The following is a 13,327-nucleotide window of genomic DNA, read 5'->3' as shown; positions in this document are numbered from 1 at the left end:
AAAGGTGCGAACGAAACGCTGCGCGATCTGTTCTTCTCGAACATGTCGGAACGCGCGGGCAAAATGCTCAAGGAAGAAATCGAAGCGTTGGGCCCGGTGCGCGGCAAGGACGTGGCCGAAGCGCAAACCGCCATGGTCAACACCGCCAAGGAACTCGCCGCGAAGGACGAAATCGTCCTGTCGAAGGGCGGGGCCGGCGGTGCGGACGATCTCATCTACTGAAAACAAAACGCCCGCCGGCGGGGGATGCCGGCGGACGTTCTGGCGAACAAGGACGGACGATCAGGCCCAGTAGCTGGGCGTGTCGTAGTACTTGTCGACCTTGCGGCCGTAATCGGGCGTCCATTCGAACGGCGCGCCGCGGTCGTAGGCCGGGGCGCCCTCGAGCTTCTTCTTGTCGAGATTGACGACATAACCGCCCATGCCCGTGTCGTATTTCAACTGCGACCACGGCAGCGGGTGCTGGCTTTCGCCCATCCCCAGGAAACCGCCGAAGGACATGACGGCGTAGATCGCGCGGCCGCTGACCTTGTCGATCATGATGTCGTCGACATTGCCGAGCTTCTCGCCCCGCGTGTTGTAGACGGTCGTGCCGTCGACCTTGCCGGCGGCGATCAGATTGCCCGTGGTGATTTTCGTTTCGTCGGCCATGGCTCAACTCCTTTGCTGCGTCGATTGTCGGAAGGATGGCGAAGCGCCGGTCGATCGATCGCGCGTCGCCGCGTCCGTCCTTGTAGATAAGCGGATCTCCATCGCCTTCGACAGCGTCGGAATCTACCCGCGCCGCGCGGTACGTAGTTTCCGGCCCTGATGGAAAGCGGCGCCGCGGCATAACTTCATGCTGCATTCCATCTTACGAAGGAGGCTTACATGCGAGTTCGACGCACCACTTTGATCGCGGCGCTGGCCGCAGCGCTGGCCCTGCCCGCCGCCGTTCATGCCCAAGCGGCGAACGACAAGAGCGTCACCGCGGGCGAGTTCCTGGACGATACGATCATCAGCAATTCGATCCGCGCGCGCGTGATCGGCGACAAGGACCTGACGATCCGCGATATCGGCGTGGAGACGCATAAGGGCGTCGTCCAGCTCAGCGGCTTCGTCGACAACGACGTCGCCAAGATCAAGGCCGAAAGCATCGCCCGCGACGTGAAGGGCGTGAAGGAAGTGCACAACAATCTGATCGTCAAGTAGGGCCGTTCCTCCCCCTCTCCCGGCCCGAACGGCGGCGGCCCGGCACCTTGCGGTGCCGGGCCGTTTCGTTTGCGCGGATACTCGGCGTGTCAGTTGGTGTTGGACGCCATCTGCTTGACGACCGTCACGTCGACCACGCGGTTGCGGCGCTCGGTCGTTTCGTCGGGTGTCGCGACCGGCGGGTTGCTCTCGCCGGTCCAGCTCATGACGATGCGCTGGGCGGGCACGCCCGCCGCGACCAGCGCGCCGCGCACCGCTTCCGCGCGGCGCTGGGACATGGTCATATTCGTCGCTTGCGTGCCCACGCGATCCGCCTTGCCGATGACGGTGACGCGCGCGTCGGGATTGTTCGTCGCGACATAGGCGACGCTGCGCACGATCACGCGGCCGCGGTCGTTGATGTCGGCGCTATTGGTATCGAAAAAGACCTCGTACCAGGCGCCGGCGAGTTCGGGATTGGCGGCGTTCTGCGACGGAGCGGCCGATTGCCCCGTCCATTGGCTGCATCCCACGACCGCGCCCGCGGCCAAAACGACCGCGAGCGCGCGCGGTACGAACGATGACACCGTCATGGTTGTTCTCCCGGGTTCGATTGAATCGAAAAGCCGCGATCCGGTCAGCGCCAGATCGGACGACCCAGATTGACCTTATCCTTGTCGGTCAGCGCGCCGACGCCCGCACCGGCGGCACCGCCGATGATGGCACCTTCCACGGGCGCGCCGAGCAGCAAGCCGCCCAGCGCACCCGCACCCGCACCGATCCCGGCGCCGCTCAACGCGCGATCGCCCGTCGTGTCGCCGCAAGCACCCAACGTCAATGCGGCGCCCAGCAATCCCGTCGCGAGAATGGTGCGTTTCATTGCTTTCCTCCGTCGTTAGGGTTTCACCGCGCTTAGCGCGGCACGCATTGGAACGTCGCGGTCTTCGTGCCGTTGACGTTGGTTACGATGCCGGTCAGCGCTTGCTGCATGCCGGCATTCGCGCATTGAAGCTGGGCGCTGCGCGTTCCTTGCAGCAACTCCTGATCCTGCGCGTAGGTGAAGCTGAGCGCGGGTGCCGGCATCACCGGCGCCACCGCGACCGGCGCCGCCGCCACGACCGGGGCGGCCGGCACGCAATCGAACACGACGCCGCGTTCGCCGCTGGGCTCGCCGAAGAATCGCATGGTCTGCGGGACCGCGCTGTAGCGCGCGCAATGCGTCGCGGCCGCGCGGTTAGCCTGGATCAGATCCTGATCCGACCGATAGGTGTAGGTGACGCTGGGGTTGCTCGCCTGAATCTGCGTCGGTGCGGCGGCGGGGCCCGTGCAAGCGGCGACGGTCAGGCCCGCGACGGCGACGGCGGCGAACGCGCCGGCGGCGCGGAATCGAGAATGGATCTTCATGCGGATTCTCCCTTGAATGATCGACGCCCCCGCATATCGATGAAAGCGAACGCGCCTCGATGAAAGCTAGGCGCCGCCGCGCGGGCGCGGCAGCCCCGGAAACTACGCGACCCTTTCGGGCGTCATATCTTTCCGAGCAAGGCGAGCACGACGAGCACGATCAACACCGTGCCGAGCACGCCCACGCCGCCATGGCCGTAGCCATAGCCGTAGCCGCCGAAGCGGCCGCTGAACCCGCCGAGCAACGCGATGATCAGCAAGATGATCAGGAATGTTCCGAGCGTCATATTGGGCCTCCTTTTTTGAGGTTGATTGCTTCGTTCATTTCGAAACGCCGCGCCCGGCGACCAGACCGCCGGCCAACGCCAACGCGATCATCGGGAACGGCGGCAATTCGCGACCGGTTTTGAGAATTTGCGCGAGTGCGGCGGATTCCCTTCCGCCGCGTTCGAGCAAGGGCAGCAACGCATCGATGTCGTCGTCCGGAATCGCCCGCACCGGATTTCGCCGCGCCATCCAGCGCCGCGCCAGCACGCTCGCCGGCCAAGCCGCGATCGCGAGTCCGGCGTAGATCGCCGCGACCACGAGTGCCGCGTCGATCCCGTCCATCCGCGAAAGCAGCGCCTCGAATCCCGCCTTGGTCGCGAAGCCGAGCGCCACGCAACCGAACGCCAGGGCGGCGACGCAAGCGGCGACCGTCACCAGCGAACGCATGCCGCCGCGCGCGGCGGCATCCAAGGCGAGACCCGTCAGCGGGGCGAGCATCAGTTAGCCGCGCGCGCGGGTGGCCATCGCCAGCGACAGGCCCACGCCGAACGCGATCAGCATCGCCGCCATCGGATGTTGTTCGATCCCGGCTTCGAGCTTGGCGCCCGCCACGCGCAATTGCTTCCGCGCGCCGGCCGCCGTGTCGGCGAGCTTCTCCGTAATCGCGGAGCCGGCATCGGCGGCGGTTTCGCCCGCGTCGCTCGCGCGCGCTTTGGCGGTCTTGCCCAGCGTGGTGGCGAGCTTGGCGACATCTTCGCGCAACGCGGCGATATCGGCGGCCAGATCGGCGGCCGACGCTTCGGTGTTCTTGCTCATGCGCTTCTCCATCGTGAAACGGCGATCGACGAACGCGGTCGCCTGGGTGTCACGGCAAGTTAGGAAACGCGCTCGCGCGCGCATCAGCCCCGGAAAATACCCGCGCGGGAGTTTTTCCCGCGCCGCCGCGCGCGGACCGCAATTCGCGCTGCTACGTACGCATTTCCACGAACTTGCCTTTTTCATTGCCGTGGTTCGGCCCGATTTCGCCGCATTCGGCTGCGATCCAAGGCGGGCGTTTCGATCACGGCGGGTCCGGCCCGTCGGCGCATAGAGCTCGATAAACGGCCCGGCGGGCCCCCTCGCCGGCAAACCCGAAGGAGCGATTTCGCATGAATAAGAACGCCAATCATTTCGCCGTTGCCCGTATGGGTGCCGCTTCCTTGCCGGCGATTCTGCTGGGCGAGCCGCGCGCGCAATTGCGTATCGGCAAATCCGGCCGCGAACGCGGCGGCGCATCGCGCGCCGAATTGATCGCCGCCAACGAGAAGCTGCGCGAAGATCTGGCGCGCCAGCGGGCGATGTCGCGCGATCTGCGCAACGTTCTATTCAGCCTGGACGTGCCCGCCCTGTTTCTGGACCGCACGCTGAAGATCCGCGTGTTCACGCCGGCGGCGAGCGTGTTGTTCGGCCTGTTGCTGGGCGATGTCGGGAAGCCGACGGCGGAGATCCCCTCGTTCGCCGCCGATTCCGATTTGCAAGACGATGCGTGCGACGTGCTGCGCGACGGCGCACCCGTCGAGCGCGAAATCCAAACCGCGTGCGGCGCCTGGTTCGCGCGCCGCGTGATGCCCTATCGCGCGGAGACCGGGTCGATCGACGGCGTGGTCGTGACCTACATCGATATCGGCGAACGCAAACGCCAGGCGCAGGATCTTTCGGAAGCCGGTGACACGCTACGCCGCTTCGCGCGACACCTGACGCCGATGCGCGATCTGTTGGCGCGCATCGATGATCCCGCGCGCGCGCGCGAGATCCTGGCACGCCTCGACCGCAAGCTCGACACGCTCGCCGCGCGTCTTGGCGCGCCGGAGGGGCGCGTCGACGAAGATACGCCCGTCGCGGACGATGAACAGCCGATCGAGATCACCCTGCCCGCCGACATGCCCGATGCGGAGGACTCCGCGCGCCGCCTGGACGGCCTCAGCAAGCGCCAGCGCGAGATTCTCGATCTGGTTCTCGCGGGCCATCCCAGCAAGAACATCGCGGCCGATCTGGGCATCAGCCGCCGCACGGTCGAAGGCCACCGCGCCGCGATCATGAAGAAACTGGGCGTGAAATCCCTGCCCGCCCTCGCCCGCATGGCGATGGCGGCGGCGATGCGCACGAACGCGGGCGCGGCGGCACCGCCGCCCGCGTGATCGCGCGGAAATTGAGGGACCACCGCTGGTCGTCGCCGAGCTGTGTGCCGACGTAAGGGGATCGCGAAGCCATGGGCTCCGTCGCCTCGACGGGCGGCATCGGCGGCGAGGAGGTTCGCGATCTGATAGTCGCGGGCGTCGAGTACCGCTTCGGACGCATCAAGCGCGACGACGCTCGTGTCGAGCGCCTATCGGATGCGCGGGCGATACTGGCGGCTCCGCCAAGATGGTTCGCGCACCACAACGAGATTCACCCACATCGGACTCCCGGCTATCATTCAAACCGCGCGTTCATCGCGGTCCAATAACCATGGTAAGCCCTGTCCAGAAATTAGAGGGCGATAATTGATGACAACGGCACGACGATCGAATCGTTGGCCCTCAAATAGTTAAAACGGGGATCGTTCATGGCAAGAATGGCGAAGTGTGTATGTGGTGGCCTCGTCGTAACCTGCACCGGCGAGCCGAAAAAAGTTTCACTGTGCCATTGCCAAGCGTGTCAGAGACGCACGGGCAGCAGCTATGGTGTTGCGGCTTTTTTTGATCGCGAGGATGTTCGCGCCGAGGGGCCAAGCAAAAGTTATTCGCGCCCGTCCGATAAGGGCTTTCCGGTGGATTTCCACTTTTGCCCAAATTGTGGATCGACGGTTTACTGGGAACCTCAGCGGATGCCGAATCTCATTGCTGTCGGCATCGGGGCATTTGCCGATCCGAGCTTCCCAGCGCCGACGCAAGCAGTCTATACGCAGTATCGGCACCCATGGGTCAACGACGTCATCTGACGACACTGGGGCTGCGCCCTCTACCACCGGCGATCGCGCGAAGAACCCGCCCCGATCGGGCGGCGAACGCGACGACGACGGCGCAATACAACAAGGTCGCCGACGGGGCGAAACGCGAAGCCGTCGAATCGATGCAAGGCACGATCGATGCGGCGGGTCCGGGAAAATTCGCGATGGAAAGCCCCACCGCCCAGTCCCACCGCATCAATCTGCGGCGGGTCAAATAGAGGCTAAGTCATTGAAACCCGCTGGTCGGAGCGAGAGGATTCGAACCTCCGGCCCCTAGCTCCCGAAAAGAAAATTCTCAAAATCTGGCTCAATCGATTCAATGGGTTACGCCCGCGCAAACGCTCCGTTGCCACGTGCGTGGCAACAGAATGGGGTTGGTTTGGGGTTCGTTGGGGGTCGAAAGTGGCAACAGATTTCGGTGCGAATCTCGACACCAGATTGGCGCGCGTGAGCGCGCTCGCGATCTACCTAAAGTGACTCTCACCCCATCACTCGAGGGGTACAAAAAATGCGCTTCAGGTCTCGCCTTTTGAGGGAAACCTGGGGCGCAATCGGATACCCGTGTTTATGGGGATTGGCATTAGGTCGGCATGTGATGAATCACGCCATTCTCAATGCGCAAGCCTTTGCTCCGAAGCGCGCGGCGTGACCGCCGGCCAATGCCTTTGTTCGCGCGCGGACGTTCCCTGGTGGTGGAATGGCATCAGCTGCGGCCCAAACCGCGAGCTTCATAGAATAGTAGCCAGGCCGCACCCAGCTTTTTCCGTAATTTTGTTTATCTACTTAATATAGATTATTATTTTTTATTCAATACAGAGATTCAAAATTTCGGACTCCAGTGTGCTCAAATGCGATTGGCTTAACCACGTGTCCACGAATCCCGGGGTAGGCCACTCGTGAGAAGCTATATCTGCCGCCGTCCAACCAATGGTGTTGATCGCAATTAGTTGAGACGATAAGCTGTTTTCTCTACGCGCTCCATTGGAGTATCTGATGGATTTGGCCCTGCTGGGTGGCGAAGCCGTACGACGCGCTGATTGGCCTGCGTGGCCATATGCTTGTCCGGAAACGTTGCGCCAAGTTGAAAGTGTCCTGCGAGGCACCAAGTGGACGCTGACTGGCCAGTCGAGATCACATGCCCGCTTCGATCGCGATATCCGGGAACGTTGGGCGGAATTTGTCGGCACGCAGTTCGCACTGCCCTGTTCAAGCGGGACAGCGGGCTTAATCATGGCGCTCGAAGCGCTCGATATCTCTCTCGGTGACGAAGTCATCGTCCCCGGGCTCACTTGGGTTGCTTGCCCGCATGCCGTCTGCACCGTTGGCGCGACGCCCATCCTGGTCGATATCGATCCGGCAACGCTTTGCATCGACCCGCAGGCCATTCGCCAATCCATCACATCGAGGACGAAGGCCATCCTCCTGGTCCACGCGTACTGCTCGGTCGCCAACCTGGACGATATACTAGCCATCTGCCAATCGGCCAAGCTGCATCTCATCGAGGACTGCTCCCAGGCGCATGGAGCCGCGTGGCGTCGACGTCGGGTTGGTTCGTTTGGAGACGTTGCGGTTTTCTCGACGCACCAGTCGAAATTACTGTCCAGTGGTGAGGGGGGGCTCTGCTGCACGGACGACGAAGAGCTCTATTCGAGGCTGCAGCAGGCGCGTACCGACGGGCGAGTCTACGAATCGGAAGTCGCGCCGGGCAACTGGATGTCTGTGCGCCGAGTTGGCGCACGACAGGGTCGAAATTTCGTGATGCCGGAGGTAAGTGCCGCACTGCTCGTAGGTGGTCTTCGCCGACTCGACGAAGAAAACGAACGTCGCAGCAACAACCATACGGAGCTTGGGCGTCGACTGGACGGGATTGAAGGCGTGTCTCTGGTGCAAAGCGATTCGCGCGTCACTCAACGTTCGCATTGGCGACTAGTACTGCGCATCGACACGGCTAGCTTCGCAGACCTCGAGCTTGCGCAAATCGGGAACGCAATCACCGCTGAATTGGGCCTACCGGTCGAGCCCTTTGATACGCCATTGCACGCGAATGCGCTGTACCAGCCGCTAGAAATGGCGCCAATCAGCCGTAGGCCTGATAGCGTAGATTTTGCCCCAGATCGATTCCGGCTTCCGAATGCCGAACTGGTGTCCGGCACCTGCCTCGCCGCACCTCATTTTGCCTTGCTCGGCTCAGAGTCCGACATTGGGGACATTGCTCGAGCCGTCGAGAAGGTGCAGCGGCATGCACGCACGCTATCGAACCATGTGTCACACCGGGCCATAGTGCCTTACGGCAATACGTGATTCAGGCTCGTTGCGCCGGCGCTTGTGCGACGTACGATTTTTGATTATCATAAGTCTCATGCTTTTGTGACCCAAGGAGCCACCATGTCGATGAGCCAGGGTATACAAATTCCGGATATCGAAGAGTTGGCCGAGTTGTATCGGAAAGCAGTTTCTGCAGGGCGCCTCGATTTGGCGGACGATGTGGAAGCCGCCATGTTGAGTCTGGCCGACATGGAAGCTGCCATGTTGCGCTTCGATGCGGCAGAAGCCGTGCTAGCTTCTAATGCGATGCCCCAGATTCAAAAGCTGCCGTAGCACCACGTGAACAAGCGAGAAGCGGCACTCGCGTTCCGCGAGAGACTTATTGGCCCGACGGTTGAACACGCGATCTCGACCGTTCCCTTGTACCGTGAGCTGTATGCTGGCATCTCGAGTCCGACGTCCCTCGCGTCTCTTGCCAACCTGCCGCCACTCGCGAAGAGAGTAGCGCACCAGGCAGGTGTGAAGCGCTTGTCGACGGCGGTTGGAACGTGCCTTATACAGTACACCTCAGGCACGACCGGCGCACCGTTCGTCATTCATCGAAGCCGGGAAGAGATCGATGCGATCAGCAAGTTCTTCACGATAGTGCAAGCGCCTTGTGAAGGGAACTTGCCTGTCGTTCTCTCACTCGCCAATATCGTCCACGGCAGTCCAACGCCAGTACCCGGCCAGAGTTTCGTCGTTGCAGGAGCGTGTTATGACGAACACACTGCGACCTCGACTCGGATGCTGCTACTGTCCGATTACTCGCTTCCCGGATTTGAAAGCCGCATCTCGGTCGTGTCGGGGCCGCTTGCGCAAGTCATTTATTTCACGCAGTTCTTGTTAGAAACAGGTGTCGCTCCAGATAAGCAAGGTATTCGCTACCTGTCGGTGTATGGCGACTACCTGTCCGAACCGTACTTGAGATATCTGCAGGACGCGTGGAAGTGTCCGATCGTCGACAAGTACTCGCTCAGTGAAATCTTCGGCGGAGGGCGGCGCGTGAACAACGAGCCCGCCGTGTTCGACGTTCATGCTGTTCCGGAAGTGGTGACCGCGGAAGGCACGCCAGCGGCGGAAGGGCAAGTCGGGCGACTGTTGTTAACGTCCTTGTTTCCATTCGTCCAGCGCCAGCCGTTCATCCGGTATGAGACCGGCGACCTTTTCTCTAGACAGGCCGATCAAAACGGCGACGACTTTTATGTCTTCCGCGGCCGAAGTGTACACAGCCTTGAACACCCGACGGAATCCGGCTCGTACTTGATCCTCGGCGTGGACCTGATGGACGCCATCGACGGCAATCCTCTGCTCGTGGGTGAATCTTATTCTACCGCAATCCCGATACGGGCAAAGAAGGTCTTCCAAAACACGACCTTCGTCGGCCACGTGTCTGACCAGGGCTGGGGACGGTGGTCGACGACCCTCCATCTCGAAAGCACGATCCCACTCGCGCATCAGCCGGAGTTCCGGTCCGCTATCGAGGGTGAGGTGCGACGTAAAATCGTGGGGCGATCACCAGGATTGCAGCGCGTACTGAACAACAACACATTCCGATTCAACGTTTCGCTGCGAGAGCCGCTGTCTCTCGCCGCCCTAGGCCTCCCCCTGAACCAATGGACCAGCGCGTCGCCTGCACTGTGAGTCGAGGCGGATCGTAATATCAACTAGGCCACCGAACAGCGGGTGAGAGTGGCGGTAGGTCGTCACTGCGGCGCATCGTTCGTCTCCACGCAGGAAGCGCTCAATGCCTTCCTGTAGTGCTTCATCGACACCGAAGAGAAAGAACATCACGATTAGCCCACCGGGACTGGTACAGCGCACGAGGTCCGCAAGTACCGCCTGCCATTCCTCTAAGCCAAACCACCTGCTCGTCGCGAACCAGTTCTCATCCGACGAAGAAGGAAAGGTATGTCCGTTCCACGACGAGTGTGTTCTGTTGAACTGGACCCCCTTCATGTAGATGACGTCGGCGTGCCGGCCGTTGTCGAAAGTCATGAGATCTCGGACGGAATTCAAAGGCGAAAGCAGAAAGCTACGGGCCGCAATTCCCAAGACATCACGACTCTTGCCCCCGGCGGTTGCCTGCCCCGCGTACACTAGGTCAGTCACGCCGATGTCTGTGGCGATCACGTCGAAGCCTAGTCGGCGCGCGATAAAACTGGTTGCACCGCATCCCGTGCCGATTTCCAGGAAGTTCCGGTGGTACTCGCAAACACTGAGCGTCGAGAAGGCACCAAAGTCACGCAAAAGTCGCTTGTGCGGAAGATACACCTCATCGCGGTCGAACAGATACATGCCGATCGTGTTCGACAGGAGCGGCGCCAATTCAGCATCAAACTGCTGCCTGAGCGCTTCGGGGAAAAGCCAATCGACCAGTTCGGGTGCATTTGGGTTTAAGAAATACAGGCTGCGGAATGCGCGCTCTTGCGCAGGCAAATCCTGCTTTCGACATGCTAGCACCGCCAAGCCGAGGACCGCCTCTTTACGGCAACGTGAATCTTCCCGCGCAACTTCGTCGAGCCATTGTATGGCTTCGTCCAGATTCTCCTTGTGAACACACAACCTTGCCAGAGAAAGCTTGAGATCGGCCGCAGCTGGCCAAAGCTCAAGGCCAGCGCGTAATAGGCACCGAGCACCGTCAAAGTCCCGCAGTGCCAGGGCAGAACGAGCCCGCTCAAGGTAATAGGCCTCATCCATCGGGCGCCGTTACTCCCGGAGTAGTCGTCCGTAGGTTCCAGGCTTCCTGTACTTCGCGCCCCAACATTCGCGATCCCGGTAGGCGCGGATCGCTGTCATGTCGAACTCGGCAATGTAGATTCCCTCTTCGTCACCAGCGTGGATGATCGTGTTCTCGACGGACTGGCCAGCACCATCGAACACGACGGGGGAGAAGGCTACCGAGCTGCCATTCCACGCTGGCCCGCAGTAGTTTGCTAACGCCACACCGACCATGTTCTCGAAGGCTCTCGTGCTGAGTTGCGAGAGTCGGTGGCGTTCCATCTCGCATGCATTCGGCACCAGGATGATCTCCGCGCCGCTCAACATCAGCACACGCGCTGGTTCCGGAAACTCTCGGTCGAAACAGATCATCACGCCGACGCGTACTGGACCTTCCCTCGTCTCAAGTGTTGCTACCGGGAAATCCTGGCCTGGAGTGCACGCCGTCTCGAAGTAAAAGTCACAGGTCTGGACTTTCGAATAGTGCAGAATTCGCCGACCTGTCGAGTCGATTAACGTGGCGCTGTCACGTGGTCCACCAGGAAAAGACTCGAGATAAGTTACGACGATTGCGAGCTGGATCTCCTTCGCGAGGTCCTCGAAGGCCCGGACAAAGCCAGAATCGGCCGAGATGGCACCTGCACACCATTGCTCGACCATTGCGCGGCACTTCGGGTTATCCAGGTCAAAGCTTTCCAACGATGCTTCAGGGGGGAACTGGTAACCGATGTTCCAAAGCTCGGGAAACAGTACAAGATCGGCACCCAGCAAGCGCGCACGGCGACATGCTGCCACGCCCCGTTCCAGACTTTCAGCAAGCGACGCGGGAGGGCGAAGTTGTAGGAGGGCAACTCGAAATTTCGACATTGGTTTCCTAGCGCATCATAATAAACAACATCTATACGGCATAAGTTGTTGAAGAAGTTTGTGCTGTCAGCTTCATGTGCGCGGGTTGAATTTTGGTCCGGATGTCCACGCTCATGGTGCGCGCCATCACTCAAGTTGAGTCGCACCTGTTTGAAAGATCCTTTTTGTACTGTGCCATCGCGTGAATGCTCGACCGGGAGCCGCACGGTACCTATCAATATAGGCTGCACTGTGCACTAAGCCATAGAAACCTTGCTGTTGAAACCCGGAGCGTCCTTCAGCCAGGCCATGCCATACGGTGCAATGCGTTCCTCCACAAGCTCACCGCCGTCCGGTTTATGTCCACCACGCGCAATGTCCCCTGCGGTGTCTCGCCGTCAAGGCCCAGCAGTATGATGCGAGCATACCGAACATCTCGCCGCGACAAACTAGACATCCTTACGATACGAAGATGCTCCTTTTGCGACTGCTCGCTGAGTCAAAAACGAGCGCGCGGCCGAACCATCTCCATATCTCTCAGCATATTTTAAATGTACCGCAGGTTGGAAACTATATATACTAATATGTGAATCAAGGTACTAGACGCTCGAAGAGAATGGCAGACCCAGTCGGCGGCGGACGATGGCCACCGGCCGTCATTGATTCCAACCCGAGAGGCTCAGGATCGACGCCCATGAAGGGTTCAGAAGCACTCTGGTTCATCATCCCGCATTTTCGGGACACGGAAGCGAGAAGCGGTTATCTCGCCGCGTGCCTGCGCAGTCTGCAAGCCCAGACAGACCCCGACTGGCACGCCGTGGTAGTTGATGACGGCTCTCCCGGTGCGGCCTTGCAGTCGGCAGAAGGTCTCGAGGATCCGCGTGTAGCGTATATCCGGCTACCGGCGAATTGTGGTCCAGGTGTGGCCCGCAATGTAGGTGTCCGATATGCCATCAACCGTGGGGCAAGAATCCTCTCCTTCCAAGACGACGACGACTTGGCACACCCGGAACGGGTCTCGCGGACGCGTGTGGCCCTGGCCTCTTGCACGGGTGCGGAATTCGTCTATTCGTCATTCGTGCCGATCGATCGGCAGGGCCGCGAGATCGCTCGTGCGTCGGTGCGCGGCGATATGCGAGAGATCCTCGACGCGCTGGATGCGGGGCCGCCGGTAGGCCCCCGTGCGTGGGTTGACATTGCGACCCGCACAGGCTTCATCGCAACCACCTCGACCGTGTCTGTACGTTCGTCGGTGGCCTTACGGTGCCCATTTCCACCGCTACGCGTTTCGGAGGACTCCCATACCTGGTTACGCATGAGTGCGTCTGGAGCAACAGTTTGCTTCGCTCCCGCCATACCAACATCATACCGCATCGCCAACGCGGGCGAAGAGTGCAGCAGCCAGCGAAGTAACGCGTTCCTGTACAGCAAGTCTGCAGGCGATAGCCTTGGTTTTGCAGCGGCCGTGCGTTTTGCGCTGCGCAGAGGCGAGATATCCCGCGACGATGCGGCATCGCTCACGAGAATGTTTTGCGCCCGGCTTGCCAGCACCATCGAAAGGCAGGGCCTGACCGATTTAGCCGACCAGATACGTAGCTATGAGTTCGCCCGTCGTGTTTCTTCCATCGTGCCGATCCGACTTTGAAG

At 61.0% G+C, this 13,327-nt stretch carries 19 protein-coding genes; 10 read left to right on the top strand and 9 right to left on the bottom strand.

Features of this window, described 5'->3' with window-relative positions; genetic code table 11:
• On the top strand, nucleotides 1-222 hold a 222-nt coding region (locus J0H39_21430), incomplete at its 5' end, for a flagellar motor switch protein FliG (GenBank protein MBN9499326.1).
• Between the two features lie 60 nt (nucleotides 223-282).
• Here the strand turns inward: J0H39_21430 and J0H39_21425 are convergent.
• The gene (locus tag J0H39_21425; GenBank protein ID MBN9499325.1) at nucleotides 283-651 is read right to left on the bottom strand and encodes a PRC-barrel domain-containing protein; all 369 of its coding nucleotides are present in this window, start codon (nucleotides 649-651) and stop codon (nucleotides 283-285) included.
• 219 nt (nucleotides 652-870) lie between these two features.
• Here J0H39_21425 and J0H39_21420 point away from each other — a divergent pair, with 219 nt between their 5' ends.
• Nucleotides 871-1,191 carry a BON domain-containing protein gene (locus tag J0H39_21420; protein MBN9499324.1) on the top strand — a complete coding sequence of 107 codons (321 nt, stop codon included), beginning with the start codon at nucleotides 871-873 and terminating at the stop codon, nucleotides 1,189-1,191.
• Between the two features lie 89 nt (nucleotides 1,192-1,280).
• On the opposite strand, the gene J0H39_21415 is transcribed toward J0H39_21420, so the two are convergent.
• The 6 genes from J0H39_21415 to J0H39_21390 form a co-directional block, all read right to left on the bottom strand.
• On the bottom strand, nucleotides 1,281-1,763 hold the full coding sequence (locus J0H39_21415) for an OmpA family protein (GenBank protein ID MBN9499323.1): 483 nt from the start codon (nucleotides 1,761-1,763) through the stop codon (nucleotides 1,281-1,283).
• Between the two features lie 44 nt (nucleotides 1,764-1,807).
• On the bottom strand, nucleotides 1,808-2,050 hold the full coding sequence (locus J0H39_21410; protein ID MBN9499322.1) for a hypothetical protein: 243 nt from the start codon (nucleotides 2,048-2,050) through the stop codon (nucleotides 1,808-1,810).
• A 32-nt stretch (nucleotides 2,051-2,082) separates the two neighbouring features.
• On the bottom strand, nucleotides 2,083-2,574 hold the full coding sequence (locus J0H39_21405; protein ID MBN9499321.1) for a hypothetical protein: 492 nt from the start codon (nucleotides 2,572-2,574) through the stop codon (nucleotides 2,083-2,085).
• 122 nt (nucleotides 2,575-2,696) lie between these two features.
• Nucleotides 2,697-2,861 (bottom strand): DUF3309 family protein, encoded by a 165-nt coding sequence (locus J0H39_21400; protein ID MBN9499320.1) that lies wholly within the window; start codon nucleotides 2,859-2,861, stop codon nucleotides 2,697-2,699.
• A gap of 34 nt (nucleotides 2,862-2,895) precedes the next feature.
• The gene (locus J0H39_21395) at nucleotides 2,896-3,339 is read right to left on the bottom strand and encodes a hypothetical protein (protein MBN9499319.1); all 444 of its coding nucleotides are present in this window, start codon (nucleotides 3,337-3,339) and stop codon (nucleotides 2,896-2,898) included.
• A gap of 3 nt (nucleotides 3,340-3,342) precedes the next feature.
• Nucleotides 3,343-3,657: a hypothetical protein gene (locus J0H39_21390; protein MBN9499318.1), complete on the bottom strand. Its 315-nt coding sequence runs from the start codon at nucleotides 3,655-3,657 to the stop codon at nucleotides 3,343-3,345.
• 788 nt (nucleotides 3,658-4,445) lie between these two features.
• On the opposite strand from J0H39_21390, the gene J0H39_21385 reads away from it, so the two are divergent.
• The 7 genes from J0H39_21385 to J0H39_21355 all read left to right on the top strand — a co-directional run bounded on the left by J0H39_21385 (nucleotide 4,446) and on the right by J0H39_21355 (nucleotide 9,757).
• The gene (locus J0H39_21385; GenBank protein ID MBN9499317.1) at nucleotides 4,446-5,018 is read left to right on the top strand and encodes a hypothetical protein; all 573 of its coding nucleotides are present in this window, start codon (nucleotides 4,446-4,448) and stop codon (nucleotides 5,016-5,018) included.
• A 71-nt stretch (nucleotides 5,019-5,089) separates the two neighbouring features.
• A complete protein-coding gene (locus tag J0H39_21380; protein MBN9499316.1) occupies nucleotides 5,090-5,326 on the top strand; it encodes a hypothetical protein in 237 nt (78 codons plus the stop codon).
• A gap of 99 nt (nucleotides 5,327-5,425) precedes the next feature.
• Nucleotides 5,426-5,800 carry a GFA family protein gene (locus J0H39_21375; GenBank protein MBN9499315.1) on the top strand — a complete coding sequence of 125 codons (375 nt, stop codon included), beginning with the start codon at nucleotides 5,426-5,428 and terminating at the stop codon, nucleotides 5,798-5,800.
• Complete coding sequence (locus J0H39_21370) at nucleotides 5,779-6,027, top strand: hypothetical protein (GenBank protein ID MBN9499314.1); 249 nt, start codon at nucleotides 5,779-5,781, stop codon at nucleotides 6,025-6,027. The genes J0H39_21375 and J0H39_21370 overlap by 22 nt, the downstream gene beginning before the upstream one ends.
• 775 nt (nucleotides 6,028-6,802) lie before the next feature.
• Nucleotides 6,803-8,110: a DegT/DnrJ/EryC1/StrS family aminotransferase gene (locus J0H39_21365; protein MBN9499313.1), complete on the top strand. Its 1,308-nt coding sequence runs from the start codon at nucleotides 6,803-6,805 to the stop codon at nucleotides 8,108-8,110.
• Nucleotides 8,111-8,194: 84 nt separating this feature from the next.
• Nucleotides 8,195-8,407: a hypothetical protein gene (locus J0H39_21360; protein ID MBN9499312.1), complete on the top strand. Its 213-nt coding sequence runs from the start codon at nucleotides 8,195-8,197 to the stop codon at nucleotides 8,405-8,407.
• A gap of 6 nt (nucleotides 8,408-8,413) precedes the next feature.
• Nucleotides 8,414-9,757, top strand: a complete 1,344-nt coding sequence (locus tag J0H39_21355) for a hypothetical protein (protein MBN9499311.1) — start codon at nucleotides 8,414-8,416, stop codon at nucleotides 9,755-9,757.
• Here J0H39_21355 and J0H39_21350 read toward each other — a convergent pair.
• Together J0H39_21350 and J0H39_21345 are read right to left on the bottom strand one after the other, a co-directional pair.
• Nucleotides 9,710-10,813, bottom strand: a complete 1,104-nt coding sequence (locus J0H39_21350) for a tetratricopeptide repeat protein (GenBank protein ID MBN9499310.1) — start codon at nucleotides 10,811-10,813, stop codon at nucleotides 9,710-9,712. The genes J0H39_21355 and J0H39_21350 overlap by 48 nt on opposite strands.
• A gap of 9 nt (nucleotides 10,814-10,822) precedes the next feature.
• The gene (locus tag J0H39_21345; GenBank protein ID MBN9499309.1) at nucleotides 10,823-11,701 is read right to left on the bottom strand and encodes a carbon-nitrogen hydrolase family protein; all 879 of its coding nucleotides are present in this window, start codon (nucleotides 11,699-11,701) and stop codon (nucleotides 10,823-10,825) included.
• A 673-nt stretch (nucleotides 11,702-12,374) separates the two neighbouring features.
• On the opposite strand from J0H39_21345, the gene J0H39_21340 reads away from it, so the two are divergent.
• Nucleotides 12,375-13,325, top strand: coding sequence for a glycosyltransferase family 2 protein (locus J0H39_21340; protein ID MBN9499308.1), 951 nt, complete (start codon nucleotides 12,375-12,377; stop codon nucleotides 13,323-13,325).
• Nucleotides 13,326-13,327: the final 2 nt, after the last annotated feature.

It is taken from the genome of Alphaproteobacteria bacterium, assembly GCA_017308135.1.
Lineage (GTDB): Bacteria > Pseudomonadota > Alphaproteobacteria > CACIAM-22H2 > CACIAM-22H2 > Tagaea.
The sequence above is the reverse complement of the archived record's forward strand: the minus strand, read 5'-3'. Positions and strand labels throughout refer to the sequence as shown.

Excerpts from the sequence above, each read along its gene's own strand:
- J0H39_21360 (MBN9499312.1), top strand. The coding sequence starts at position 8,195 with ATGTCGATGAGCCAGGGTATACAAATTCCGGATATCGAAGAGTTGGCC.
- J0H39_21400 (MBN9499320.1), bottom strand. The coding sequence starts at position 2,861 with ATGACGCTCGGAACATTCCTGATCATCTTGCTGATCATCGCGTTGCTC.
- J0H39_21345 (MBN9499309.1), bottom strand. The coding sequence starts at position 11,701 with ATGTCGAAATTTCGAGTTGCCCTCCTACAACTTCGCCCTCCCGCGTCG.
- J0H39_21380 (MBN9499316.1), top strand. The coding sequence starts at position 5,090 with ATGGGCTCCGTCGCCTCGACGGGCGGCATCGGCGGCGAGGAGGTTCGC.
- J0H39_21350 (MBN9499310.1), bottom strand. The coding sequence starts at position 10,813 with ATGGATGAGGCCTATTACCTTGAGCGGGCTCGTTCTGCCCTGGCACTG.
- J0H39_21395 (MBN9499319.1), bottom strand. The coding sequence starts at position 3,339 with ATGCTCGCCCCGCTGACGGGTCTCGCCTTGGATGCCGCCGCGCGCGGC.
- J0H39_21410 (MBN9499322.1), bottom strand. The coding sequence starts at position 2,050 with ATGAAACGCACCATTCTCGCGACGGGATTGCTGGGCGCCGCATTGACG.
- J0H39_21420 (MBN9499324.1), top strand. The coding sequence starts at position 871 with ATGCGAGTTCGACGCACCACTTTGATCGCGGCGCTGGCCGCAGCGCTG.
- J0H39_21415 (MBN9499323.1), bottom strand. The coding sequence starts at position 1,763 with ATGACGGTGTCATCGTTCGTACCGCGCGCGCTCGCGGTCGTTTTGGCC.
- J0H39_21375 (MBN9499315.1), top strand. The coding sequence starts at position 5,426 with ATGGCAAGAATGGCGAAGTGTGTATGTGGTGGCCTCGTCGTAACCTGC.
- J0H39_21370 (MBN9499314.1), top strand. The coding sequence starts at position 5,779 with ATGGGTCAACGACGTCATCTGACGACACTGGGGCTGCGCCCTCTACCA.
- J0H39_21425 (MBN9499325.1), bottom strand. The coding sequence starts at position 651 with ATGGCCGACGAAACGAAAATCACCACGGGCAATCTGATCGCCGCCGGC.
- J0H39_21385 (MBN9499317.1), top strand. The coding sequence starts at position 4,446 with ATGCCCTATCGCGCGGAGACCGGGTCGATCGACGGCGTGGTCGTGACC.
- J0H39_21390 (MBN9499318.1), bottom strand. The coding sequence starts at position 3,657 with ATGAGCAAGAACACCGAAGCGTCGGCCGCCGATCTGGCCGCCGATATC.
- J0H39_21340 (MBN9499308.1), top strand. The coding sequence starts at position 12,375 with ATGAAGGGTTCAGAAGCACTCTGGTTCATCATCCCGCATTTTCGGGAC.
- J0H39_21365 (MBN9499313.1), top strand. The coding sequence starts at position 6,803 with ATGGATTTGGCCCTGCTGGGTGGCGAAGCCGTACGACGCGCTGATTGG.
- J0H39_21405 (MBN9499321.1), bottom strand. The coding sequence starts at position 2,574 with ATGAAGATCCATTCTCGATTCCGCGCCGCCGGCGCGTTCGCCGCCGTC.